Consider the following 24957-nt stretch of genomic DNA (forward strand, 5'->3'; position numbering starts at 1 on the left):
TGATTAATATGCTTTCGGTATGGACACGGTCTTCTGATAAGTTCTACTTCCCTGGTTGATTGAGGGGTCTACCAGTGAGGTAATAGTACTGGCTTTGGCCGTCAATTGGTTACGGAAACCGGCCCTTATTATCATGCACTTATATTCGCTGGCAGTTAGTGGGGTATCACAATACAGGATGCGTAACCCGTCTTCTTCGCCATTAAATACAGCCCGTGAAAGAGGGGCCGTCAGCTCTCCGTTAAAATCATAGAGTAATAGTTCATCACCTGCTTGTAAGTAAGTGCTATTTGAACTGGAAGTGGCAAAACTGTAGAGATCCGGTTTAAAAGGATTAACTACCACATTGTTGATAGTAAAGGTAAAGCCTGAGTTTTGGTAAGCGGCCCCCATACCCTGATACTGCGTGTATGCCGGCAGAGTATAGTTGTAAATCGGATCGTCAAAATTATTATTAGCTGAGGTAAGCAACACCTGGCCTGTGATCTTATCCCATTTTAAATTGTTGGTTTTCACCAGTGAGCCTCCATCAAAAGCTTCAATACTTTCTAATATTCCTGATTTGAAAATAACTTTGTTAGTAACAGCCGTTTTGAGATCGCTGGTACTTTTGGCTACCCTGGGCCAGACCGTAGGGACAGGTATAGGAATAATGGCAAATAGTATAGGGATGTAGACAATGTCCACGTTGAGCATGGCACCCCCCGTCCAGGCATTGTCCTCATAATGCCGCATATCCATAAAAAACTCCGTTTCCTGACCAAGCGTAACTTTGGATATCGCGCTATTTTGCAAATCACCCGCAGCGGCCAGGCTCAATGTACCTGATCCGTCTTCTTTGAACACGTTCATAAGTTCGTTCACCCTTTCTCTTTGGTAGATACGTGGTTTAGTATGATAATTATACTGTACCCAGGAAATGGCTTCCGGCTCTATAGCACCGGTTTTATCCTGGCGGTAGTTGCTTGTCTTCTTTTGCCTTCCGTGCATATCATTGGTCACTATGCTGTACCCCTGTGAACTAGCCAGTTTAGATATACTGATATTACCAAGAAAGGGTACCAGCACCGATAGTTTATAAGGCTTGTTACTTTTTTCGGTCTCATCAGTAATGATTGGAAAGTCCCTGGCTGTGTAAAACTCATGTACTGTAAGCCCGGTCGTTCCATAGCCTATCCCCTGGCCGGAAGGAAATAATGGTTTACCGTCTGATAGATTAATGTTTTTCACCTCCTTCCCTGCATGATAGGCAGAAGCCAGACTACTCACCTGTACCTTGCTATAACCCACCCTGGCGCCTGGATAGTAGGATTCATTGATAGGATATTCAAAATAAAGGTTATTATCGGTACGTAATGGCACACTCTGGACGTATTTTTTAGCATAGCGCAGTGGTATTTCTTCTCCACCGATCAACGGTTCGTAAGCGGCCACACCGCTACTGATGATTTTTCCGTTTTCTTCTGTAGTATATTCATATACTTCTCCATAAATTCCTTCTTCGTCATGTTCCCACTGGTCTTTCATGGTGATCTGGCGTACCCTCAGGCCTCCACCATATTTGATCTTATCAGGGGATTTGAGTCGTATCCAGGATTTATTAGCCACTACTTCCCTACCCCATTTTTTATTGTAACAATAACGGTAAAACCCTTCGAAGATCTGGCGTATTTGGGCACCGATACCTGCCAGACTTTTGATCTGACCGATGCGCTTACCCGTGCTATTGGTTTGCTCCAATTTCCTCCCTGAGTTGGTAAGTTCCGGCTGATTCGTGCGTAAATGCTGGAAGGTTCGTAGTGAAAACGGATGATATCCTTCTTCTGATTTTACATGAAAATACCCAAATACATACTCTCCTGAACCATCTTTTTCCAACCCCATGGGTTGAGCAAAATCTATATCTGCGTAACCCGAAATATATTCATGAAAATTTTCAGATGACGTACGCAGATTAATGAATGATTTAAAATATAACTGCCGGGTTTCCTCGTCAAGGTAGCGAAGTACTTCTCCACGATGTTCAGTAGCGGGTAAATTTCCAGGCAATGATTTTTCAAGCGCAAACCGTATCTTCATGTTGTCTTTGCTGAGCAGAAACTTATTTTTCAATGCTCCTGTAGAAACCGTATAAGGATCAACAATGTCGGTCATTTGCATGGCAGTTTTATGCTGCACATACGCGTAGTCATCACTTTCATAGTCGATAACTACTTTTCCACCTGATGGCAAGGTAATCTCCTTTAAGCTCCAGGCTGCCATATTTTGGTCTATTTCCGGCTTCATGGCCGGGTCTTGTTCTACATAAGGAAAGTCCCGATTTTTTCTAAAATCACCCGGCGGATAAGACTTATAGTTACCCCAGCGGTCATAAGCATAAAAATCATATCGGGGATTATTACTATGGTAGGTAAATTCATAAGGATTTAATCGTCCACGTTGGCTGTTGCCGTATTCGAACCATAGTTTTTTGAGCGTCAGCTTACCGGTACCCGAAGCGTTGTTAAAAACACCCGGGCAGAGTGAGTAATCATATTCAAACCGAACGGAACGAATGGGGTAAGCATTTCCTGTAGCACGGGTAAACAACCTGATCCTGTCCAATGCATAAAGTCGTGCACCTTTGTTGTTACTATCTTGAAGTTTGGAAGAAACTCCCCTGCCATCATTGCGTTGACTTATTTCAAATGTAGCGATGTGTGATTTAGTCTCCGCCTTGGTCAGATACCATATTTCTTTTTCGCCATACGTAAAATATCCTTTATCATCACGCGGATCTGTGATCCAACCTTCCTGGAAATGGGCCTGAGAATACGGGTCGCGCCACTTGTAAGGGTTGGCACCATCTGCCATTTTACGATAGGTGAACTTCACCCAATAACCCAGATCATCTTCACTGAGACCGTTGCCTGTCACATCCACGTAATCGGCGCCAATAATGGACGTCAAAAGATAGGAGTGCGCATATGCCGGTAGTTCTGTTCTCTTTAGATATTTTCGGGTACCGCTGTACTCAAAAGACGGATCCTGACCGCCGTTATTACCTACATTTACCCGGGCGGTCTGACCGGGCTGCTTACGTACGCTATGGTTTACTTCTTCCTGGTGCAGGTTATAAGCAGGCAACCCATAATTATAACGCAGCCCCTCTGTGCTTAAAGCAGTAAAACCTGCTATATGATGTCCCGGCAGCCCCGACCGGTTGTATTTTCTTTCGGTACCCAGCCGATCGATGTAATCAATTTTAAAATGAGTAACTGTTTCCTGTGAGCCACTGATCAGTTGCTCATTTGTAATGGGTTGAATGACCTGGCTTCTTGACTTTCTACTTCGGTTGGTGCTACTATTTGAAGGTGCTGTTTTGCTCCAGCCTCTTCTTTCCAATGTGCTGGTAAGCGAAGGGTTTCTCCTGCTACCACCCAGTCGTAATTTGACCGCTTCATCACCACCAATGTTCGTAATAGTGTTAAGAGCTTCTGCGGTAGGCTCACCATGTCCCTTGAAATACCAGGGTTCATAGATCTGGTTAATGCTCTTTTGCTGAAAGGCCGCCTTGGACGTCATCTGGTTATTTTCCGACCAAAGCCCCGAAGTGGATTTGGAGTGATTTACTTCCAAACTGACACCACCATGAGAAGCTGCAGGGGCCACATCCACTCCAACAGACCCTCCTGTAGATGTTGAAACCGTTTTAGGGTCAAATACTCTACCATAATCATTGCGTAATGGCCGGTACATAGCGGAAAGGCCCTGACCGTTAACACTGTAAATATCATATGTCAAAGATGGGATGGCGAGGTTGGGTGATTCTTTCAGCACTTGCCCGTCTTTTTCTCTATTGAAATCCAACAGGTCTTCATCGCTGGTGGAATGCTGATAGTTCAGGTATCCGTACGCGTTGGACCGCACTCTTTTTTTATTGTCTTTCAGCCATTGTTCATTGTAAAACCCCTTTATGTAAGGCGCTCCGAAAATCCCCCACCATGATCCTCCCGGCTTGAAGGTGGCCGCTATGTTCACATTACGCATAGGCATGCTGATCTGCGGCGTGTAAGACGGATGTGCCAATGACAGTGTTGTACCCCATTTATTGGTAACACTGGTTTTCCCCAGCTTCATAGGTTTTCGTTCATGTGTTGCAGAAACATTTTGCAACCCTTGTTTTGAATGATATTCAGCACCCAGCCCGGTGGAACCTATTTTTGAATCCAGGCTCAATGAAGGACTTACCCCTACACCTTCTTTAGGATCAAGCGTAATGTTCAACCCGACTCCCCCGGTCATGGATTTATTGATAGATTGTTCATAGCCGATTGAGGCATCGATACTGTATCCCATGCCTGTGTAATTGTTATGGGATACATTAAATCCCATTTTTAAGGAAAAGTTGTCACTCCCGAACACCTCCACTCCTGCTCCGGCTCCCAGTCCTACGGTAACACTTGGCTCAATCGACGTTTTAGTATGGACAGGGTCTCCTTTAAACTCATCAGGTAATCCACGCATCTGACGATTAATAGCACCTGGGTTTAAGTTAAAACCTAAACCTACCCAACTGGCTTCCTGATCCATACCTATCCCTGAGTTATAGTGCAAATTGAAAGGATATCCACCATCGGGTCCCGGTAGTTCAAACAGAGGGATGTTATAGCTAAAATCGCCACTGAAAAGATCCACCATGTCGGATACTCCTGCGGGCTGAAAGCTCCGGACCTCCGGTTGGCTGGGACCTGATGTTAAAGCCAGTGCCACACCGGTCTGGATAAATTCAAAAAACATCAAACTGGTTAAGAATATGGCGATAGGCCGCTTTTTTCGGTAGAGTAATCGTATCATAATTGGAGGGTTGGAATGTTATCTTTGGAAATTCTTATTTTAATCGGCAGGCTTCCAAAAACAGAAGACTCTATTACCACCACTGCATCCTTACCTGGAGTAATTTCTTCTTCAAAACCGAGCAGGAATGTTCTGCCAGGCATTAGTCCGCTTGCCTTTTCAAAGTGATATAATACGCAGGGCACTTTAGTCTTATTCACTTCCAGATAGATGTCATTTTGAAAGCTATAAGAAAAGTAATACAGACGTCTTTGCTTTTCTTTGACATTATTTACCGCACTACTGATAAGCTCTTTATCCTTATTTTCTGAGGAAATAGTGAGTTTGTAATATTGTAAGGAATTATCCCGGGTTCTTTTTTTTACAGAAGAGGGAGTGGTATTACTTTCATTTCGCTGCAGTCTGAGGTAGTCCTCCGGCATATATTGTATATCAAACGTGTAACCACCATAGACTCTTTTAGCATGTAGTCCATTCTCATAATCCTGTACCCATTTTCTGTAATGTTCCGAGTCTATTTTATCGGAACATGCGGAGAGTACAAGTGCTAAACATAGACCTGTAGTAGCAACTAATAAGTAGTTACAGTTTATCTTCATAATGATCGTTCATGTATTGTATTAGTTCCTTTGTTACATTTTTGGCATTGTTTGCGTACATCAAGTTTCCATCACCTGTAGCTCCAAAAATGAATTCGTATCCACGTTCCTGTCCAAATTGACTCACATATTCATTGATTTGCTTCCAAAGATCCATTTGGTACTGCTCTGCTATGGTTTTTTCCTCATGTGTAAACTGTAGCTGTGCTTTTTCGTAGGCATTTTTCAGACTTTCATTGCCATTATTTCTGAGCAAAAGTGATTTCATGGAATCCAGCTTTTGTCGGTTGGTCTGGCTTATAGACAACAGTTTTTTCTCCAGATCAGTACGTGCATGAAAAGCCTGATAGATCTCTTGATTGATGACATATGCTTTTTTATCTGCTTGATCTATGGCATATTCAGTTCGAAAGAATAAGGCCAGAAGCAATCCCAAAATGATTAAATTGATGGTCAAAACCAGGTAGTTATATTTCATCATTGTTAGTTTATTATCTTGCTGTCAGCATTTAATCCCTTTACTATCTCACTTTATTGTTTATTTACTGCTCCCATGGTCTTGGAAAGCGGCTCTATGAATATAGAGTGATATACTTTTTCTTCTTTCTGACAATTAACACTGACCACTTTATTCAACTTATTACCACAGGCGTCCTCTATTTGAGCCATCACATGATATGCCGGAGTGGCATCCACGGTTACAGACATTCCTTTGCCCGGGCCATCAATTTTTTCCAGACGTGGCAGGTAAAGGAAGTCGCTCATCTGTTCATTCAGAACGAACCATTGTACCTGGTAAGGAGTACGGCCACCGGACAGTATTACATAAAATTCTATGAGGTTGTCTGTAAATGATTCGCAACTTAGATTCATCGGATTGACGATGATTTCAGCATTCGGTTTATCCTCTGTTGGCGGCCCCTTCAGGCTAAAAGCTGTATGATGTGTGACCCCGGCTTCATCAATGGCCTCTGCAAAATAGACCTGTTCCACCTTCAAAAAGTCTATCTCAATATTGTAATAGTTGAGACCATAAGATTTGCTAAGCTTATAATGTCCAACTTCCTGCCGCTTCCAGTCATAAATAGTTACCGGTAGGAAATCAAGTGTATTGATAGCATCAAAATACTTGATACTCCATACATTATCAGGTAGCTGATGTATCGTGTTGGTGTTGATATTCAGATCAATGAAGTAGGAAGCTTCATGATCAGGTATGTCGGTAATCTTCTGTGTGAGACCAGGGTAAAAACCGGTCATCAGGAACATTAGTAACGGAACAAAACGTGCCTTACTAATATGGCGTATCTTTTGGGGTGGGGGGATCATGTTAACGTAGGGGTTTCGTTAGTTATTTTAATTCAGGTATCACTTATTTTGCTCATTTTCTACTTTTTTTTAGTGTGCTAAATCCAAGCCTTAACAACCAGGGGGAAGGGTATCCTTCCTGTGGTCCATGACGGTTATTCACTCGATACAACAAGGAAAAATTCAATCCCCAGTTGTGTGACAGGCGCATAATATAACCACCACCTGCATAAAACCTGTGCCTTCTGTCGTTATCGTTGTCTTGCATCAATTGTATGTTAAATATATTCTCTACGTGCAGATAAGCACTGTTTTCAAAAAGGTCGGCTTTTAAAAAAGCTCGGTAGCCCAGGCTGGATTTAATGTTCTCTTCCTTCTGCCTACCGGTAAACTGCAAATCCGGACCGACACCTAATGAAAAAGGGCCATAGAGCCGGTACGCCAAAGCTGGTGATATATGGGCGGCTCCTGCGTTATCAATGAAATCTGTAATACCTACTACACCTTCTAAATACCATCGATCAAAGAAGTCAGGCTTACGTGGTATAATAACCTTTTTTAATTCATTAGATGGTTCTGTTTCACGTAATTTATGAATGGTCTTAGTCTTGTTGACAACGTCTTCATTCAGCAGCCCGTTGAGTTGAGCAGAATCCAATACCGCTCCACGCAAAGGAGGCAGATCGCTGACAGCTATATCTGGCAATGTGAAATCTGCAAGGTCAAGGTCTACTGGCAATGGATCAACTGACGTGCCAGAAGAAGCAAAATCTTCCTTACCGGGCAGGCCGGTCTGAGACGGTACCTGAGTATGCTGATCATGATACGCCTGCGCTCCGGCCAATTGATCTGCAAAGGCTTCACGTACCTGTTGTGCATAGTCCCTTCTGTTCATGACTTTTTTTGCAACGCTTGACTGATTGATAAGACCGCACCGTTGTAATGAGTCAAAATGTTTATTGAGTGTTTTTTCTGAAAAAACCGTAGGGATAACATCCAATGAATCAACATTATTTTTTTGTGCAATGGAGTCATCAAAAGCCTGGGCAAACGGCATTAATTGACCGTTATTCGATTTTTCCTGTACCCAGGCATTGATATCTGCTGGTAACGGATCTATGGAAATTTGCTGTGCACAAGCCAATCCTGATATCCAGATCATGGCTAGCAGCGCTAACCGTGATTTAATGCAGTAGGATATCTTTATTCGCCGGCTCATAATATCCACAGTTAGTTGGTAATGGTAAATTTCATGGTCGTTGTCAGCTCGGCATCCAGATAGAGCCTGGCAAAATAGATCCCTTGCTGCAACTTGACCGAGCCTTCTATGTTCGTAATCTCCCAGGAATATTGATTTACTCCGGGAATTAATTCCTGATGATCAAGTGCTTGTCCAAGTCCATTAAAAATGACCAACTGGCCACTCTTATAGGTATACCCGGACAAGTTGAAATTCACTATTCCATTGCTCGGGTTAGGAAATATTTTCAGCATGGATAGTTCTTTGTCTGATAACAGGCTTGTTGTTACCTCCACGATATAATTTTCTTCCAGAAGATCTTGTGTCAGGACTTCATAAAACCTCTCTCCAGGAGAGAAACGCCTGTCATTGAGTTCAGGCACCACTATTCCGGACCAATTATAAGGTACCTGAGCCAAATAAATACCGTTTTCGTCTGTGGTAGTTTCAGAAGGAAAGCCTATCAGCACAACGTCACTCACGGGTTCTCCTTCAGTAGTAATTATCGTACCTCCAATTTTGTAATCTCCCACGTAAGTGGCCGAATAGTTCTGATCCTGCCGGCTAGAGGTTACATTTTGATATTCTCTACTGTCCGGTTCGAAAACGAAGTCCTGGAGCAAAGGTGTAATTGTGCCACTCCAGGCGTTAGGTACTTTGGCTTCATAACGTCCTGCCAAATCAGTTATCACTACATCGGGGAAACCTTCCAATAAAACTCCGGCAAGAGGGTTTCCCTGCCTTATATCCACTACAGTTCCATATACAGCATACCTTGTAGTACCATTGAACATACCTACATAGTCCTGCACTACCTGCGGAATATCCAGGTTATTGTAGATTACTGTGTCTGGCTGAAAAAGATAATCTTCCAGTACAGGATATACTTTACCTCCCCAACCAATCGGTAAAGTCACAGAATATTGTCCTAGGTTATCAGTGATAATGGTCTCCGGAAAGCCTTCCAGACGAACATCTGGTAATGGTTCTCCTCCTTCAGTTGACGTGATGACTCCAACAATTGTCACGGGTCCTATGTACCGGCCGCTGTAATTTTGTTCCGTCTGTATTACCTGAACATCGGTATACGTAATGGTGTCAGGCTCGAATGAATAATTAAGTAGTCCAGGGTACACTTTTCCACTCCAGCCAGGGGGAACACCGCATTCGTAGTGCCCTGATGCATCAGATAGTACCAATTCAGGAAACCCGATGAATTCCACACCAGCGAGTGGTTGGTCCAGCCTATCTTTAACAGACCCGCTTATGGTTATGCCATCAATAATAGTATAGGTAACTGTAAAACGGCTCTCACGTAAAAAATTGGTTTCTTCGGAGGCAAAATAGGCAATGGTGCCGGTATAACTACTGTCAGGATAAACCGGGGTTACCCGTGATATACTGTCTTCCAGTACCAGGGAGAGTGAGGGCATAGCGCTGGCCCTCCATATAATATTCTCCCTGGCTACATAGTCATCTTCTACAAATTCATTCAGGTTCAATACCGGGAACTGTGCTTTACCTTTCAATATCACTTGATCCGGAATAGCATTGATCAGTGGTGATCTATTCGGCTGTGCGCCCAATCCCAGAAATTGTATTTGTTGCTGCCTGATGCCTCCCTCCCTGTCGGTCACCTCCAGTGTAACTGTGATTGTAGTGTCCTGGTAAGCAAAGACGGTTGCATCCATAACCACCCCTTCCGGCTGAAGACCAAATTTGATTGTTACCTTATCCGTAATAACACCAGTGATCGGATCAGACTCCAAAATTCCGTACTCCAGATTATCAATCGATGTAAAATCATCCTTAACAAAGTGTTTCAACAATGTTTTGGATACAAAAGGGTAAAACGCTGAACAACCCGACGTTCCGGGGACGCAGGGAAGGGTGATATCTTGAAAAATATTCATGTAAATGGGCGGCATGCTAACTTGTGGGGCCTGATTTTCAGAAGGTAAAACAGTGACCGTAAAGGTAGCCTCACTGCTGCTACTGTTTTCATCTGCCACCATGACCGTAACGGTATCGGTACCTACCCATATTGGATCCAGTGCATAAATCAACCTTCTGCTCTCCAGGGGAAAAGAAGGATCAACTTCAAAACGCAAATGAGTGGTTTGTTGCGGCCAGGTATAACTAAGGTCTTCCTTAGCCGTGAAATCATCTATACCATTTGCAGTAACAGCAGTGGTATTTCCTTGCCTGAAAACTACGTCATTCAGTACTAGAGTGGGTGCAGCGTCCTCTGTAATAACTCTTATCCTATTACTTTCCAGGTTTAAGCCAGGTAAGCCGGGGTGTGTTACTTTACAATAATAAATACCGCTGTTCACTGCGGGATCAAAGGAAGTGAAGTTCAATACCTGTTGATCCGAAACCTTAACAGGGTTTCCCTCAGCCAGGGTAGCGATACGGTGCCATGCAAATACTGCCCCACTTACCGGTGTATAATTATCTATGGATATTGTAACACTCTCCCCGGCCTGGGGATAACGAGTACAAAAAGTACCGATCTTTTGCTGTGGCTGGAACTCAATGATGGTGTTATTAGCCGGGTCAAAGTCATTGTATTGCTCTATGATATCATTTAATGTAAACCGGTTGTTCGTTAAGAATAACCTTTGTGGCAGATTACCTGGGTCTATGGCTAATCTTCCCGATAATTCATTGTCGTCCAGGAAAAGCCTTAACCCGGTAGTATTAAAAACTGCATCAGGTATTGTCCCCATCATCTGATTACGTTCTCCGAAAATATTGCGTAACTGTGTCAGTCCTGCCAGTGAAGATGGAAATTGGGTAAGCCTGTTATCCGAGAATCTGATCTGTGTTAGATTGATCAACTGCCTGAAACTCGTTGGTAACACAGTGAGCAGGTTATGAGTGAGGTCCAGGTTAGTAAGGTTGACTAAATCACCCACCTCTTCAGGCAGAAACGTCAGTTGATTATGGGAGAGCTGTAGGTCTCGAAGCATCTGAAGTGCTCCAATACTGGCAGGCAGGTTGCTCAAAGCAGCACCATCTGCATCTAATACCTCCAGTGCAGTCAGGTTACTGATCTGCGTTGGTAATTCATTAATTAATGTAAAACTGATGTCTAACCTGGTCAGGTTTCGGAGGGCAAATGTAGCAGGTGGTAATTCTGTAAGAGTTTGATTAGCGCTTAGTGTGAGATTTTCCAATTGTGTCAATGCACTCAAATCCGGTAACCCTGTAAGCTTGTTGTTATTAAGAAATAGTAATTTCAAATGAACCAGGCGATTGATTTCCGGTGGTATTTCTGCAAGCCTGTTATAACCGAGCCCCAAGGATTCCAGATGTTGGAGGTTGCCAATTTCAGCAGGTAAATATTTAATACCTAATACGGAAAGCCATAAATCTTTCAATGAGTTGAGCGATTGTAATAAACCAATAGCAGATGGTAAACTGTCCGTTTGAAAAGGCGGTGAAATCCTGTCTCCACTAATATCAAGGCCTGTTACTTTTCCATTTACCGGGTCCAACGATACACCGGTCCATCCAGCTACATTCTGGTTGGTATTCCATAAGACAGGCCAGCCCTTCTGTATCAGTTCCTCGTGAAATTGCAGCAACAGCAATGAATCCTGCTTATCTGCCTTAAGCTGAGCCCAGGCACTTGTGACACAACACAAAAAAAATATCAAACAACCAAACCAACCAGTCAACTTCAACACTCTTTCTCTCAAAATAAAGCTTTAATCTAAATGGGTTTATAATTAAGAAGGTACCATCCAGGTATTTCCGGATGGACCTTCCATAAAGAATTATATTAGTCTTATTGCAAAATGATCTTCCTCACTTCAGAGGAATCACCCTGTCGAACTTTCAGGAAATAGATCCCCATTTCCAGGCCACGGGTATCCAGTTTAATTTGATGCTCACCTGGCGCATAATTTTTAGGTTCAATAATACGTACGCGCCGCCCGAGTGAATTAGTCAGATGAATTTCCGTAGGCTGAGGAGTGTCTACCACCTTAAAAGCTATCTTCAATTCATCGGCAGTAGGATTAGGGTACACTTTCAACGGATTGTCAAGCTCTGATATTAACCCTTCTTGTATGCTGCCGGCAACAGCCACCCTATGATTGGCATATACTCCAGCCCCTGTCCTCCAATTGGTTACTTCAACTACCTGCTCCTGGTTCGAAACAGGGGACCACACTTTTAATCGGAATGCCTCACCTTCAGACATAGACCAACCATCCAGGATAACCAAAGCACCCGCTGATTGTACTCCTACCTGGCCTATCAGATCATTTTGCATACTGTAAGCCCTGATCTCACTACCTTGCTCCGGTTCAAATGCCCATGCATCGGCTGGCAGCATTACATGCATATACTTGTTGGCTGATTTTACACGTTGCACAGTTTGGTTTACTGAGTTATCGCCTCTACCTGATCTCTTACGAGCGGTGAAAGGCCCACGCGGGGCAGGAAAGATAAGCGATGGTTCAGGTAGTAGGGCGAACGCATAATATGCCTGCCCGGGCCGCATATTTTTATCCACCCAATTATTGATAGCAAACATCGGTGAATAAGTTTCTATTGAAATAAATCCAGTGCCATCATTGACATATTTATCAACTGCATAAACGTTTGAGGTGTAACCACTAAATGCCGCCTCTACATTTTCAGCACTTTCGTACGGGCTGCCTATCAAGGTACTTTGTTGATTTCCAACCAGGCTTACTCCTCTTTGATCCAAAGGTATTCTACTACCTTCTACAGTGACTGTATGAATAGCATCAGCATAGACTTCATATCCATAGCCCAGCTGATAATCATTTAATGTATTAGCGGCGCCACCAGCAGGTTTCCAGATATTTCCTTGATCATCACGCACCTCACGCACCTGGGTTTGTCCTGAAAATATATCATCGAATTTGTTGCTTTTAGGCTCTAAGTAGGTGGACCATAGATTCAAATTAGTTTTGGCTTCTGCAGCCTGTCTGTAAAACGCCCGGATCGATGCTATGTCAGAAGTTCCTCCATCGCGAAATACCACGTCTTTGGCAGGTACTGTCACACGAAAGGTATGTTCAGCACTAAAATCACTCACCTCATTTTTTCTGAAGATCTTAAATATTAGTGTGTCACCATCTACAAAACCATCCTTTTCAGAGGTATTGATATCATCGCCATAAGCAAAAAAGGAATCCAGCGTAGGTTGTCCATTCCACGGATAGAAACCACCACTTTTTTCTACAGTCTGACAGTTGTTGCCCTGCGCATCACATTCCTGAGTAGTAAAGAAAACACCTATAAAATCACCTACATTGAGTGGTTCAATTCCCATTTTAGCATCTATCGACCAGATCGGAGGGAAGCTTGAAAAATCAATCCCCGCCAGATTTATCGTATGCCTGGCAGGTGAATTGGTGTTGACCTCCCAGGGTATGTCCGTGGATATGGGAAATGGGGTCAGTTCAGAACCGGCAAAAGCATCTACACCAAAATTGTCTGACGCCACAATGTAGTATTCGGTCAAGCCTCGCAGCAATGTAAGCCCGTTGAATATGTAGAGATTACCACCAGCTGAAGTCATTTGGTATTGCTGAAAACCAATATTATCGGAGGATTCTTGACGTACCCATACCCAAACACCCCCTATAGCATTTGTACTATCAACAGCTCTTGCTACAAAATTAATTATATCACCTTCTTTCAGCGACGACGACTGTGTAAGATTGGTGACCTCCGGCGGTAAATTAGGTAACACTGCAAAAGACCAGGGATACCCCTCACGATCAATAATTTCCGGCGCCGTAGTGGTGGCCTGTCCGTCAGAAGCCCTTATGTAATATTCAATTCCAGGATCTACAACATCAATTGCCGGTATGTTAGCCGTATATCTTTTGGATATGGTTCCAGTACCTACCTGGGTCATCGTCACTTCTTTGTATGGAACACTACTGCCTACCGTCCGGTAAAACATGGATACTGCCTGGGTAAAGTCTGCTATACGATCCACAACGTCCACCTGGATCGTTATCTGCCTTTGGTTCAACTGAGCACTTTTATGCAATTCCAGCGTAGCCTCAGTACGAAATACCGCCGGAGCAGAACCCGGGGTATAATCACCCAAAAGATCTAATGAACTGGAGTCGTAATCAATCGTTATTTTCACGTCACGCCTGAATCCATCAAACATAGGTACGGTAGGGGTGTATCGGACGGTGTAGGTATTACTGATCTGAGTACCTATCTCATTTAAAATATCATTAAAAGAACCCTCTAAAGCAAAGATACTTCCATTTGTCGCTGTTGAAATGGTTCCGAAGTCTCTCTCAAAATCAGCCAATGTCTCTCCTGATGTGAAATTTGTAAAAGGAACGATGGAGTAATTAGTAATATTTGCATCCTGTAGTCGGTTGATTACTAATTGTTGATCTGTGATCTGGCTGAATTGAGTATTCATTCTTGGTCCGGTCATTGACTCATTTGTAATGTGAATGAATATACGCTGCGCACCATTTCTGAACGTATAACTAGAAGCAGAAAAGTACATAGCGTCCCAGGAAGGTTCCCGGCTTCCGTCAACAGTATTCACAGCATTCCAAACACTGACAAATGTAGAATCATCCGTATACCATCCTGAATTGTTATGAAAAATAGGCGCTCCTAAACCCGCACCTTGTCCAAAACGGCATAGTGCCAGGCGGTAGTCAAAGCCCAGGGAATCAAGACGATCAACAAAGCTTTCCACATTGGCTGCAACAGCTGCCTGAGGACCATTCATGCTACCACTATTGTCCATAAGAAAAACAATATCTACCGGTCGGACGCTCGAATCACTTTGTGGTGCAAATACCTTAAAAGTATTGTCCTTTATAACATCTTTATCATAAGGAACACTGTCGTTAATCGTTTCTACTATAGAAAAATTAGACTCATCTAATGTATTTAACGGTGTGGCACCATCGTTAACATTCAAATTAGCAAAGATGAACCGGGGGAATTTCTGTGCATCGAGCCCGGTCAAATTACCATTAAGTGCTGCCATTGTCCGTGCACCTCGGTCGCCCTTGAAGCTGGTATCATTACTCCTCTTAAAAGTTAATGTCTCATGTTTCAATTGAATGTCATTGATAATCCATCCATCATAGATATTAGAATCATCTACCTGCATGTTAAACTTGATGCGAATGGTTTTATTAGCATAAGCAGATACATTAATCACTGAGGTATGGAGTTGGCTAAGACCTGTTCTTTCAGAGAGTGTATTCCATGTTTGCCCACTATCATCGCTGATCTGAATGAGTCCCTTATCATAAGAATCTTCTAATTCATAAGATTCGGTTAAATATAGATTCAGTCTTTCTGATGGATCTTGCAGCGCGGGTAAGCTTATTTCAGGGCTCTCAAGTTCGTAAGTGTGTCCATAATGGTATCGGCCTGTAAGAAATGCTTTGTGTCCGTCAATTGTTTCTATACTCCAGTCTCCAAGGTTCCAGTTGGCATCATCAGGCTTAGCCTCTACAAGTGTAGATATAGTCTGGTAAACATTCAATATTGGCATCACAGGGCGCTCTGTGATTTGTCCTTTTGCCGGGAGCGGTTCATTATCCTGGGCAAATGAAATAACGCTCAGAAGAAATAGAGCAAAAAAGGTAAAGTGCTGTTTCATTTTTTTGGGGGTTAAGTATAAAATAGTTGGTTTTAAAGCATATCTGTTCAGTACATATCAGCCATGTCTTATATTGAGAGTTATAGGTAAGATTTCTCTTATCATTTTAAAATTCAAATAAACGACCGGTTGGGACTCTCAAAATACTTTCCGGCCATTTAACTAATGTATTATAAGTATGTAAAGTCAGTCGCATAGATCAAAATGATAGTAACTTTGCAAGTAGACACCAGACAAATGTCATAAAAGGAAAAATCATAAAAAAGGTTACTCTCGAAGCAAACCTCACATTAGTGATAAGCATAATTAATAATATTAAATATTTAATTGATTTAATTATATGTTTGTTCAAACACACAACTAAACTTAACAAGACATCTGGCTTATCCACAAGGCATCAAACTGACAGTAAGCAACTTTATAATGGTCTGTAAAGAAAGCAAAGTGTAAGCTAATGGCTCTATTAAGAAATCATTACGAACATTTGAGACGTACAATTTAATTCCGGAAAAGGAATATATTAGATAAAAAACCTACTTCCTATGTCAGAAACTTACATTAACCATACAACCTTGCATTAAAAACCGGGTTACCTTACTATTCGGGTTTAATCATATAAACAGAATTCTATGAAGTGTTTTAAGTGATTAAGCAATATTTACCTGATTACAATGTCCTTAACTTAGTTGTTGATTTTAGAAAAGGTTATCAGTGGTACAGGTAAACTCTCCTTACTGTTTCGTTCATTTAATCTGCATTAAACTTAGATCTATGTTTTTGGTATCCAACCCAATTAATCGTAATATTGCAATATATTAATTAACTCAATGGGAGTAACAAAAACAGACCTGTTTTCAGATGTGCAAAATGAACTAGCTGTAGCAGCCAAAGCCTTTGCTCATCCAGCCCGTGTAGCCATCATTCAATACCTGTTGAAATCAAATGCCTGTATAAATGGTGACTTGGTACAGGAACTTGGACTTGCCCAGGCCACCATCAGTCAGCACCTCCGCGAACTAAAAGATACCGGCATTATTCAGGGGACTATCGAAGGTTCAAAAGTAAATTACTGCATCAATTCGGTGCGTTGGGCAGAGATAAAAGGCAAGTTCAATGAAATATTTAATCAATTTGACAAGCCCGGTACGGGTGAGTGTTGTTAAAAAAATTTGATTCCATCCATCGTGATATTGCAATAACATAACCAAATATGAAACTATCAGAAATAAAACAAGCCCTCAGCCAGGTAAATTCCATTCAATTTCTTTTACCAGATGGCGAACCGGTCCCTGCTCATTTTCACATAACGGAAGTTGGTAGAATAGACAAACATTTCATTGACTGTGGAGGTACCATACGCAAGGAGGCGGTGATCGATTTCCAACTCTTCACCGCCACCGATTATGACCATCGACTCAGCGCTCAAAAGCTCAACTCCATCATTGAGTTGTCAGAAGCACAGCTTGACCTTGAAGATCTGGAAATTGAAGTAGAGCACCAGGCAGATACCATTGGTAAGTATGGATTAACTTTTGATGGCCAATATTTCCAATTAACGGCTAAACAAACCGATTGCCTGGCAAAAGACAAATGTGGCATCCCACAGGAAAAGCCCAGGATCAGATTATCCACTTTAGGCGTTCAGCAAGACATTTCCTGTGAACCAGGCTCAGGTTGTTGTTAAATAATACTCAAGAAACGGATATAAAAGGAATGCAGCTAATCGATCAATTAACAGATACTGTACATAAGCTCAATATAGATGATGTATCGCAGGAAAGACTCAAAGTTCTGGAGCCATTAATCCACTATATACAATCAAAAGTCTATGCTGGTGAAAAAGTCAACTTGAATTTCATATGCACACATAATTCACGAAGAAGCCAGTTTTCACAAATATGGGCGCAAACAGCCGCTTATTATCATGGTATTGAAATCTGTAGCTACTCAGGAGGTGTAGAAGTCACTGCATTTAATGAAAGAGCCGTAGAAGCTGTGAAAAGGGCTGGGTTTGGAATAGTGGAAAAGGGGGAAGGTAATCCAACCTATTTCATCTACTTCTCTGAAGATGCCGAGCCTGTTACCACGTTCTCTAAGGTCTATGATGATGAAATAAATCCAAAGAAGAACTTCGCAGCCATCATGACCTGTTCTCACGCTGACGAGAATTGCCCGTTTATTCCCGGGGCGGAACAAAGAGTACCCGTACGCTATGATGACCCCAAAGCATTTGACGGTACTCCTTCCGAAGCTGCCAAATACGACGAAAGATCAATGCAGATAGCGAATGAAATGTTTTATGTATTCTCTCAAATAAAAAATTAGGATGAGCTCAACATCAAAAAAACTTAGCTTTCTGAATCAGTACCTCACACTCTGGATATTTCTTGCCATGGCAGTGGGCGTAGGCATAGGCTACCTTTTTCCCTCCAGCGCATCATTTATTGATTCGTTCAGCAGTGGTAGTACCAACATCCCTATTGCCATAGGTTTAATACTGATGATGTACCCGCCATTAGCCAAAGTAGATTACAAGCTTTTACCACAAGTATTTAGAAATGTGAAAATCCTCTCTATTTCCTTGATATTGAATTGGATCATTGGCCCGGTACTCATGTTTGTATTGGCTTTATTGTTCTTACAGGATTATCCGGAATACATGGTAGGACTCATTTTGATAGGACTGGCACGATGTATTGCCATGGTACTGGTATGGAATGACCTGGCAGAGGGAAGCAGTGAATATGGAGCCGGGCTGGTAGCGCTTAACAGTATATTCCAGGTATTTGGATATAGCTTCTATGCCTGGTTATTCATTACCGTTCTCCCCCCCTATTTCGGATTTGATGGCGCCATTGTAGACATTTCCATTGCCATCATTGCAGAGAGTGTCGCTATCTATTTAGGCATACCTTTCCTTGCAGGGCTACTCAGCCGGGTATTCTTAATAAAACTAAAAGGTGAGGAGTGGTACAAAACCAAATTTCTTCCTGCCATATCCCCCATGACGTTGATAGCCCTATTATTCACTATTGTAGTCATGTTCTCCTTAAAAGGTGAGTTGATCGTACAAATACCGCTGGATGTTATCAGAATAGCCATTCCATTAATGGTGTACTTCATTGTCATGTTTTTAGTAGGGTTCTTCTTTAGTAAGGCTATGGGAGCGGAATATGATAAGAATGCTTCCATTGCTTTTACAGCAGCCGGGAATAATTTTGAATTGGCCATTGCTGTAGCAATCGCAGTTTTCGGATTAAACTCCGGTCAGGCATTTACCGGGGTGATCGGTCCTTTGGTGGAAGTACCAGCACTGATTTTGTTAGTCAGGGTGGCATTTTGGTTGAGAAAGAGGTATTACATTTCTAACAATGCGTAAGAAAGATTTGCTTAATATTTAGATGCACACAATCATATAAGGGAATGCGGGCATATTCCAAGTCACCGGTCGTAGGGCATTTTCTTTGTCCATTCCGGATCTGGCAAGGCAGCTCTACGATCAGGAAAGGGTAACAAAAAATATCAGAACAAGGAACCTGGTATCTGATCTTCTATTTTTCAATGCATCCCTTATGTTATTGTTTCCCAAAAGAAATAATCCCTCCAACTCTCAATAGCTGTGCAAACATAGCTACCAGGGAACTGATCAAAGAGTTGATATCATTCAACACACTCATTTGACCGGAAGATACAAAAACAATCGAACTCACTACCAAGATGTTAAGAAGAAAAAGTATAATGCCTCTAAAGCCTTTTAATGATAAAAACCCTCTTTTATCTCTGATCAAGGATAGGTGAATCTTACCCCAGGTTACTTCCTTGCATGAAGTTCAAGAGATCGTTTCATTATAACTTTGAACTAGACGTTAAAAAGTTAAAATTCTCATCCATGTGTGCCACGCCATAATCGCTTTCACAAATAAAAAACGGATCATTTACCTGGCAGGGTATCAAACAAGACAAAAAACAGATAAATCAATGGACAAATCAGTGGACAATTGAAATTGAACCCATCCAACATCAACAATTCTAATTAAATTTCTTTCCAATGATTTTTTTTCTTTCACGAATTTCCCTTTTCAACTTATATGAGATTTTATCAGCCCCTTCACTATGAGATTTATCTTCACAATATGGCATATGGGGTCAATGGTCTATATAGCCCATTAGTTGTTTTTGGCTCTATTACCTATTCCATGATCATACTGAATTAAACATCGACATACATGCTGAAAATAGGCTTATGACTAAACTTTGAAGCATACGTTTTCAACTTCATTATTTTTTTTCGATCCAGTGACACAAACCGTTTTTAGACATGAAAATATACCACTGCCCAAAAATTCCAATCCTGTTTTGTCATACTATCTTATGCCTACTTATAAGCTTCACAGGCAAAGCACAATTTTCAGGAGGTAACGGCAGCCGGAATAACCCATATGAGATCGCTACCCTCACAGATTTAAGAACGTTATCAGAAAACCCAAATGTGTGGGACAGGCATTTTATATTAACGAATGACATTAACGCCTCCGACACACGTAACTGGAATGTCTTTGGTAATGAAGCACTTGGCTTCTCTCCAATTGGTGACGCACCACCGACTCAGGGTGTACGTCAGCAAATACCTTTTTCAGGTTCTTTCAATGGATTAAAACATAGCATTTCACAGTTGTATGTTAACCGTGCCGATGACCCGAACATCGGTTTATTCGGGTATACCGAGAACGCAGAAATTTCAAACATCGAATTGATCGATGTGAACCTTAGAGGACGTACGCAGGTCGGAGGCTTGGTAGGACAAGCTATAAATTCTGAGGTCCGTACCTGTTATGTAACAGGAAGGTTGCGCACCTTATCCACGAGTGCCTCGAGCATTGGAGGTCTGATAGGATTGACCAGCTCTACAACCCTGAATAGTTCTTATGCAAACACTGACGTTCAAAACAATGGCACGGGCGGAACCGGGGGCTTGATAGGGTTCAACATACAGTCTTTAGTAAATAATTGTTATGCCACCGGGCAAACTGCTTCCATGATAGATTCACTGACCAGTACCGGCGGGTTGATTGGCGTCAACGCTTCTTCCACTGTAAACACCAGTTATGCCATGGGAAGGGTAGTTGGAAATTCAAACGCTGATAAAAAATTCAACACTGGCGGACTGATTGGAGCCAACTTTTCTTCTCGGGTAAGACGTTGCTTTTATGATACGGATGTTACTGACCCAAGCACAGGTATAGGTGTAGATAGTAGCAGCCAAACGGTGACAGGCATAACCACATCGGATTTTAATGACAGAACACGATTTAACGATGCAGGCTGGGATTTTGATGACATATGGCGGATAAGAACGGTCAGTAGCATTGATGCCGCCCCAAGGCCTTACCTTAAGATGCAATTTTTAGATTTCGAAATCGATGTAACCGTTCTACCCGCATCAAAAGCCAATGTCAGAGGGGCGAGTTTTTACAATTTAAACGATCCTGTTATCCTTCGGGTGCAAATCCCATCTCCCGATTATACTTTTGAAGGTTGGCAACTCAATGGCTCTATAGTAAGTAGGGACAATCCTTATTCTTTTAATTGTACCGGCAATGCCCGTTACACTGCGTTACTAAAAGAAACTACCAGCATTTCTTTTACAGGAGGTATAGGTACTGAATCAGATCCCTATCAAATCACCACCATCGAGCAGTTAAATGCCATTCGCGAGGTTCCTACGCTATTGGAGAGGCATTACGTACTCACCTCAGACATAGATGCAACAGAGACGGTAAATTGGGACGGAGGGAAAGGCTTTGAACCAATAGGCTACCACAATGATATTTTTGACTTTCTACACTTCACCGGTACTATAAATGGAAATGGACATACGATTTCAGGACTTTATATCAATCGTCCTGAAGAAAACTATGTAGGATTATTTCGTTACAGCGATAAAGCCTTTGTCACTGATTTGGGATTTTTTGATTGTACGATTGTGGGTAAAGACACCGTAGGTGTGCTCTTTGCACACCACAACGGGCGTAGTAAAAGTGGTTTACCTGGTATTTCTAATTGCTACGTTTCCGGCGCTGTTAGCGGCAATGATTATGTAGGCGGCTTGATTGGACACAGCGACGACATCTACATCACTAAATGCTATTCTACCGCTGAGATTACCGGAAACAAAGATGTAGGAGGTTTAATAGGACACAGTAAGGCGTTAGGTATACTAAATTCATTTGCACAAATGACATTTTGTTATGCTGCCGGGCCGGTAACCGGACAAGAGGCTTTCGGGGCCCTGTTAGGAAGGTCCCTAAACACAAGTATCCAAAGCAGTTGCTATGATTTCAATACCACACTAATGGAAAAGGGTACCGGCGAAGGAGATGTCAGGGACAATATTATTGGTCTGAGCACAAAAAATTTCGCGACACCTTTCTTTCTCAGGGACCAGGTAGGTTTTGATCTTACCAATGATTGGCAGATCGCATACAGTCATGACGGATATAATCGCCCCTGTCTGAAGTGGGAAACAGTACATGACGTGGATATCATTGTTAGCGGTAATGGCACAGTGGAGGGTGCAGGTTCTCGTAAAGTGATAAACAGACGCGGTACAGGAGCATTGAGGGCATTGGCCGGTGACAGTCATAAATTTGTAGCGTGGAAAGATGCGGGTGACAATACCCTTGCTGTCGAAAACCCATCCGAGTTTAGTGACCTTATCAGTGACACATCTTTCAAGGCCGTATTTGAGGCCAGAACAGGTAATCAGAGCCTGACATTTACAGTAACAGGAGGTACAACTCCACTGGAAAATAGTACGATCAGGTTGGGTAACGATTATTATCTCACCAACACCAATGGACAGGTCGTCATTGATCCAATTGAGAATGGCACGTATTCCTATGTTGTCACAACGGATGGTTATGACGAAGCCACAGGATCAGTTTCAATAAATAATGCAGATGTAAATGAGTCTATAACCTTGCAAAAGGTGTCCAATACCACAACATTTAACGTAAAAAACGGGTCCTTGCCTGTTGCCAATGCAAAGATCTCATTGTTTAATTTGGCAGCACCTTTCAGTGTAATCCATAGGTTCACTAATGTTAATGGAATAAGCTCTGTAAATAATTTGGAAGGTCAATACACATACAGAATAGAAGCTCCGGGATTTGCGGATCTTGAAAGTGAATTTGTAATGTCCTCAGACGATGTAGTGATCAACGTTTCTATGAATGTGCTGAACACTTTGACCTTTGAAATATTTGGAGTTACTGAAGAAGCGGATACCATTCCTGTTCCCAATGCAGCCATAAGACTGGAAGGAACAGACTATATTACTGACATAAACGGAGAAGCGATTATCGATGAGATGCCTGCCGGAACATATTCTTACCTGGTATCAGCGGAAGGTTTTGCTACTATAAGTCAAAGTGTTCAGGTGATCGCAGATACCCGGGATAATGTAATACTCCCTCAACAATCAGGATCTGTACATCAGGTAACGTTAAACATTACCAACGGTCAGGACCCAATAATTAATGCAATAATCATTTTTGACGGCCTGACACTTTACGCGGATGCAAATGGTCAGGTAACTGTCAATGCAGGCGATGGAAGATATACTTATTCGGTCTTTGCTGAGCAATACAGGTCATCAGGAGGAAGTGTGGCAATATCAGGCGCCGACACTACTGAAGACATTGTTTTGAGACCCTCTTCATTAACTACAGTAACATTTCGTGTAACGGATGCTATAAGCCCAATTAACCTGGCTACTGTTACTTTTGATGGCATCGATTACACAACGGATAATAATGGTGTAGTAGTGATCGGTAATGTCTTACCTGGCAGTTATTCTTTGTCTGCCACCGCTCCGGGTTTTGGAGTCGAAAACTCAAGAATAAACGTTAGCACGGATCTTCAATTCAACATAAGACTAACCCCTCCCTATACGCTAACATTTAACATTACGGATGGCGCAAATCCCATTGAAGGGGCACGTATCACCACTAATTTTGATACGTATGTTTCAGATGTAAATGGGGAGGTGATGATAAACAACCTGGTGTCCGGTACCTATCGCTTCAATGTAAATGCTCCGGGGTTCCAGGTAAAGCCGATAGACATTAGTATAGCAACTTCTAATGTAACGGAAAGTATTATTTTGATACCTGTCATAGTAAGCACAATAACCTTTAATGTAACCGATGGCACAGATCCGGTCCCTGATGCTACCATCACTTTTGATGGAAACAATTATGTGACAAATTCCAATGGCGAGGCAACAATCAATGGTGTAATATCAAATGGATATCGTTACACTGTAACTGCACCAGGTTTTCAACAAGCAGACAGGACTATGGTTGTTGAAGATGGTGATGTAATTGAAAACATCCGACTACTCAAAACAGATGGTCCTAAATACGAGCTGACTTTAAGGGTAACCAACGGCAACAGGCCCATCTCAAATGCTGTCATAACTTTTGAAGGGGTAGAATATGCAACGGATAACAGAGGCCGGGTCGTCATCCCCAACCTTCCCGGTGGTACTTATAACTATACAGTATCAAAGACTGGCTTCGGAACTGCTGGTGGAATGATTGAAATCACAAACGGCGACGTCACCGAAACCATCACGTTAGGCCCACCGACCTACGATCTGACTTTTGTAGTAACCGATGGCACTGACCGTACTCCCGGTGCTATTGTAACTTTTGAGAATAATAATTACATTACCGATACTGAAGGAGTATCAATAGTGACCGGTATAGCCAACGGCACCTATCACTACCTGGTAACAGCTACCGGCTTCAATGATACCAACGGAACCGTTGAAGTAATGGACGATAACCTGATAGAAACCGTAACATTGAATTTAATTACTGGAGTGAATGAGCATCTTACCCATTACATCACGTACTATCCAAACCCTGTCCGTAACAAATTAAAGATTGAGCTGTCAAACCACTCTCAGGTTTCAATGATTGAGATCTGTACCTTACAGGGGGAAACCCTTTATCAGACTAATACCATAGAAGGGTCAGTAATTGAAATAAACTTTGAAGATTACCCCCGGGGGCTTCTTTTTATGAAAATGATGAACAAAGAAGGTACGCTGTTTACAAAAAAAATAATTAGAAAGTAGTACGGAAATATTTGGCTTCTTTTACTCTTAGTACCACTTTGTTCTGGCTGATCTTTAATGAACCTGGCTAGTTATACCTCGCAGGAGAATGGTATAATTATAACTATGAAGGCTTCCAAAATTTGGAAGCCTTCATAGTTATAATCAAAAGACTATTTTACTTCTTTCAACTTAACTTTTT

Annotated in this window: 13 protein-coding genes; 5 read left to right on the plus strand and 8 right to left on the minus strand. The window is 42.1% G+C overall.

The features are described 5' to 3' along the window. Window positions 1–3: 3 nt before the first annotated feature. From FNH22_RS11385 to FNH22_RS11415, 7 genes are all read right to left on the minus strand, one after another. A complete protein-coding gene (locus FNH22_RS11385; protein WP_143398498.1) occupies window positions 4–4836 on the minus strand; it encodes a hypothetical protein in 4833 nt (1610 codons plus the stop codon). Continuing rightward, window positions 4833–5435: a hypothetical protein gene (locus FNH22_RS11390; protein WP_143398499.1), complete on the minus strand. Its 603-nt coding sequence runs from the start codon at window positions 5433–5435 to the stop codon at window positions 4833–4835. The genes FNH22_RS11385 and FNH22_RS11390 overlap by 4 nt, the downstream gene beginning before the upstream one ends. Next, complete coding sequence (locus FNH22_RS11395) at window positions 5419–5916, minus strand: hypothetical protein (RefSeq protein ID WP_143398500.1); 498 nt, start codon at window positions 5914–5916, stop codon at window positions 5419–5421. Before FNH22_RS11395 ends, FNH22_RS11390 begins: the two co-directional genes overlap by 17 nt. A gap of 50 nt (window positions 5917–5966) precedes the next feature. Continuing rightward, window positions 5967–6764: a hypothetical protein gene (locus FNH22_RS11400; RefSeq protein WP_143398501.1), complete on the minus strand. Its 798-nt coding sequence runs from the start codon at window positions 6762–6764 to the stop codon at window positions 5967–5969. Window positions 6765–6816: 52 nt separating this feature from the next. After that, the gene (locus FNH22_RS11405; protein ID WP_143398502.1) at window positions 6817–7962 is read right to left on the minus strand and encodes a hypothetical protein; all 1146 of its coding nucleotides are present in this window, start codon (window positions 7960–7962) and stop codon (window positions 6817–6819) included. 11 nt (window positions 7963–7973) lie between these two features. After that, entirely contained in the window at window positions 7974–11690 is a 3717-nt protein-coding gene (locus tag FNH22_RS11410; RefSeq protein WP_185154184.1) for a leucine-rich repeat domain-containing protein, read from the minus strand. Between the two features lie 89 nt (window positions 11691–11779). Next, window positions 11780–15631 (minus strand): T9SS type A sorting domain-containing protein, encoded by a 3852-nt coding sequence (locus FNH22_RS11415; protein WP_143398504.1) that lies wholly within the window; start codon window positions 15629–15631, stop codon window positions 11780–11782. Between the two features lie 827 nt (window positions 15632–16458). On the opposite strand from FNH22_RS11415, the gene FNH22_RS11420 reads away from it, so the two are divergent. From FNH22_RS11420 to arsB, 4 genes are read left to right on the plus strand one after another with little or no spacing between them, the layout of a single operon-like run. After that, the gene (locus tag FNH22_RS11420; RefSeq protein ID WP_143398505.1) at window positions 16459–16794 is read left to right on the plus strand and encodes a helix-turn-helix transcriptional regulator; all 336 of its coding nucleotides are present in this window, start codon (window positions 16459–16461) and stop codon (window positions 16792–16794) included. Window positions 16795–16841: 47 nt separating this feature from the next. Then, window positions 16842–17315: a DUF6428 family protein gene (locus FNH22_RS11425; RefSeq protein WP_143398506.1), complete on the plus strand. Its 474-nt coding sequence runs from the start codon at window positions 16842–16844 to the stop codon at window positions 17313–17315. A gap of 29 nt (window positions 17316–17344) precedes the next feature. Continuing rightward, the gene (locus tag FNH22_RS11430) at window positions 17345–17956 is read left to right on the plus strand and encodes a protein-tyrosine-phosphatase (protein ID WP_143398626.1); all 612 of its coding nucleotides are present in this window, start codon (window positions 17345–17347) and stop codon (window positions 17954–17956) included. Window position 17957: 1 nt separating this feature from the next. Then, window positions 17958–19010 (plus strand): ACR3 family arsenite efflux transporter, encoded by a 1053-nt coding sequence (arsB, locus tag FNH22_RS11435; protein ID WP_143398507.1) that lies wholly within the window; start codon window positions 17958–17960, stop codon window positions 19008–19010. A gap of 196 nt (window positions 19011–19206) precedes the next feature. Here the strand turns inward: arsB and FNH22_RS32640 are convergent, their stop codons facing one another. Further along, window positions 19207–19341 (minus strand): hypothetical protein, encoded by a 135-nt coding sequence (locus tag FNH22_RS32640; RefSeq protein ID WP_255518034.1) that lies wholly within the window; start codon window positions 19339–19341, stop codon window positions 19207–19209. Between the two features lie 608 nt (window positions 19342–19949). Between FNH22_RS32640 and FNH22_RS11440 the strand changes: the two genes are divergently transcribed. Further along, the gene (locus FNH22_RS11440) at window positions 19950–24776 is read left to right on the plus strand and encodes a GLUG motif-containing protein (protein ID WP_143398508.1); all 4827 of its coding nucleotides are present in this window, start codon (window positions 19950–19952) and stop codon (window positions 24774–24776) included. Window positions 24777–24957 lie beyond the last annotated feature (181 nt).

The organism is Fulvivirga sp. M361, assembly GCF_007097395.1.
GTDB lineage: Bacteria > Bacteroidota > Bacteroidia > Cytophagales > Cyclobacteriaceae > Fulvivirga.

Coding starts and splice junctions, on each gene's coding strand:
- FNH22_RS11385 (WP_143398498.1), bottom strand. CDS start 4,836: ATGATACGATTACTCTACCGAAAAAAGCGGCCTATCGCCATATTCTTA.
- FNH22_RS11390 (WP_143398499.1), bottom strand. CDS start 5,435: ATGAAGATAAACTGTAACTACTTATTAGTTGCTACTACAGGTCTATGT.
- FNH22_RS11395 (WP_143398500.1), bottom strand. CDS start 5,916: ATGATGAAATATAACTACCTGGTTTTGACCATCAATTTAATCATTTTG.
- FNH22_RS11400 (WP_143398501.1), bottom strand. CDS start 6,764: ATGATCCCCCCACCCCAAAAGATACGCCATATTAGTAAGGCACGTTTT.
- FNH22_RS11405 (WP_143398502.1), bottom strand. CDS start 7,962: ATGAGCCGGCGAATAAAGATATCCTACTGCATTAAATCACGGTTAGCG.
- FNH22_RS11415 (WP_143398504.1), bottom strand. CDS start 15,631: ATGAAACAGCACTTTACCTTTTTTGCTCTATTTCTTCTGAGCGTTATT.
- FNH22_RS11420 (WP_143398505.1), top strand. CDS start 16,459: ATGGGAGTAACAAAAACAGACCTGTTTTCAGATGTGCAAAATGAACTA.
- FNH22_RS11425 (WP_143398506.1), top strand. CDS start 16,842: ATGAAACTATCAGAAATAAAACAAGCCCTCAGCCAGGTAAATTCCATT.
- FNH22_RS11430 (WP_143398626.1), top strand. CDS start 17,345: ATGCAGCTAATCGATCAATTAACAGATACTGTACATAAGCTCAATATA.
- arsB (WP_143398507.1), top strand. CDS start 17,958: ATGAGCTCAACATCAAAAAAACTTAGCTTTCTGAATCAGTACCTCACA.
- FNH22_RS11440 (WP_143398508.1), top strand. CDS start 19,950: ATGAAAATATACCACTGCCCAAAAATTCCAATCCTGTTTTGTCATACT.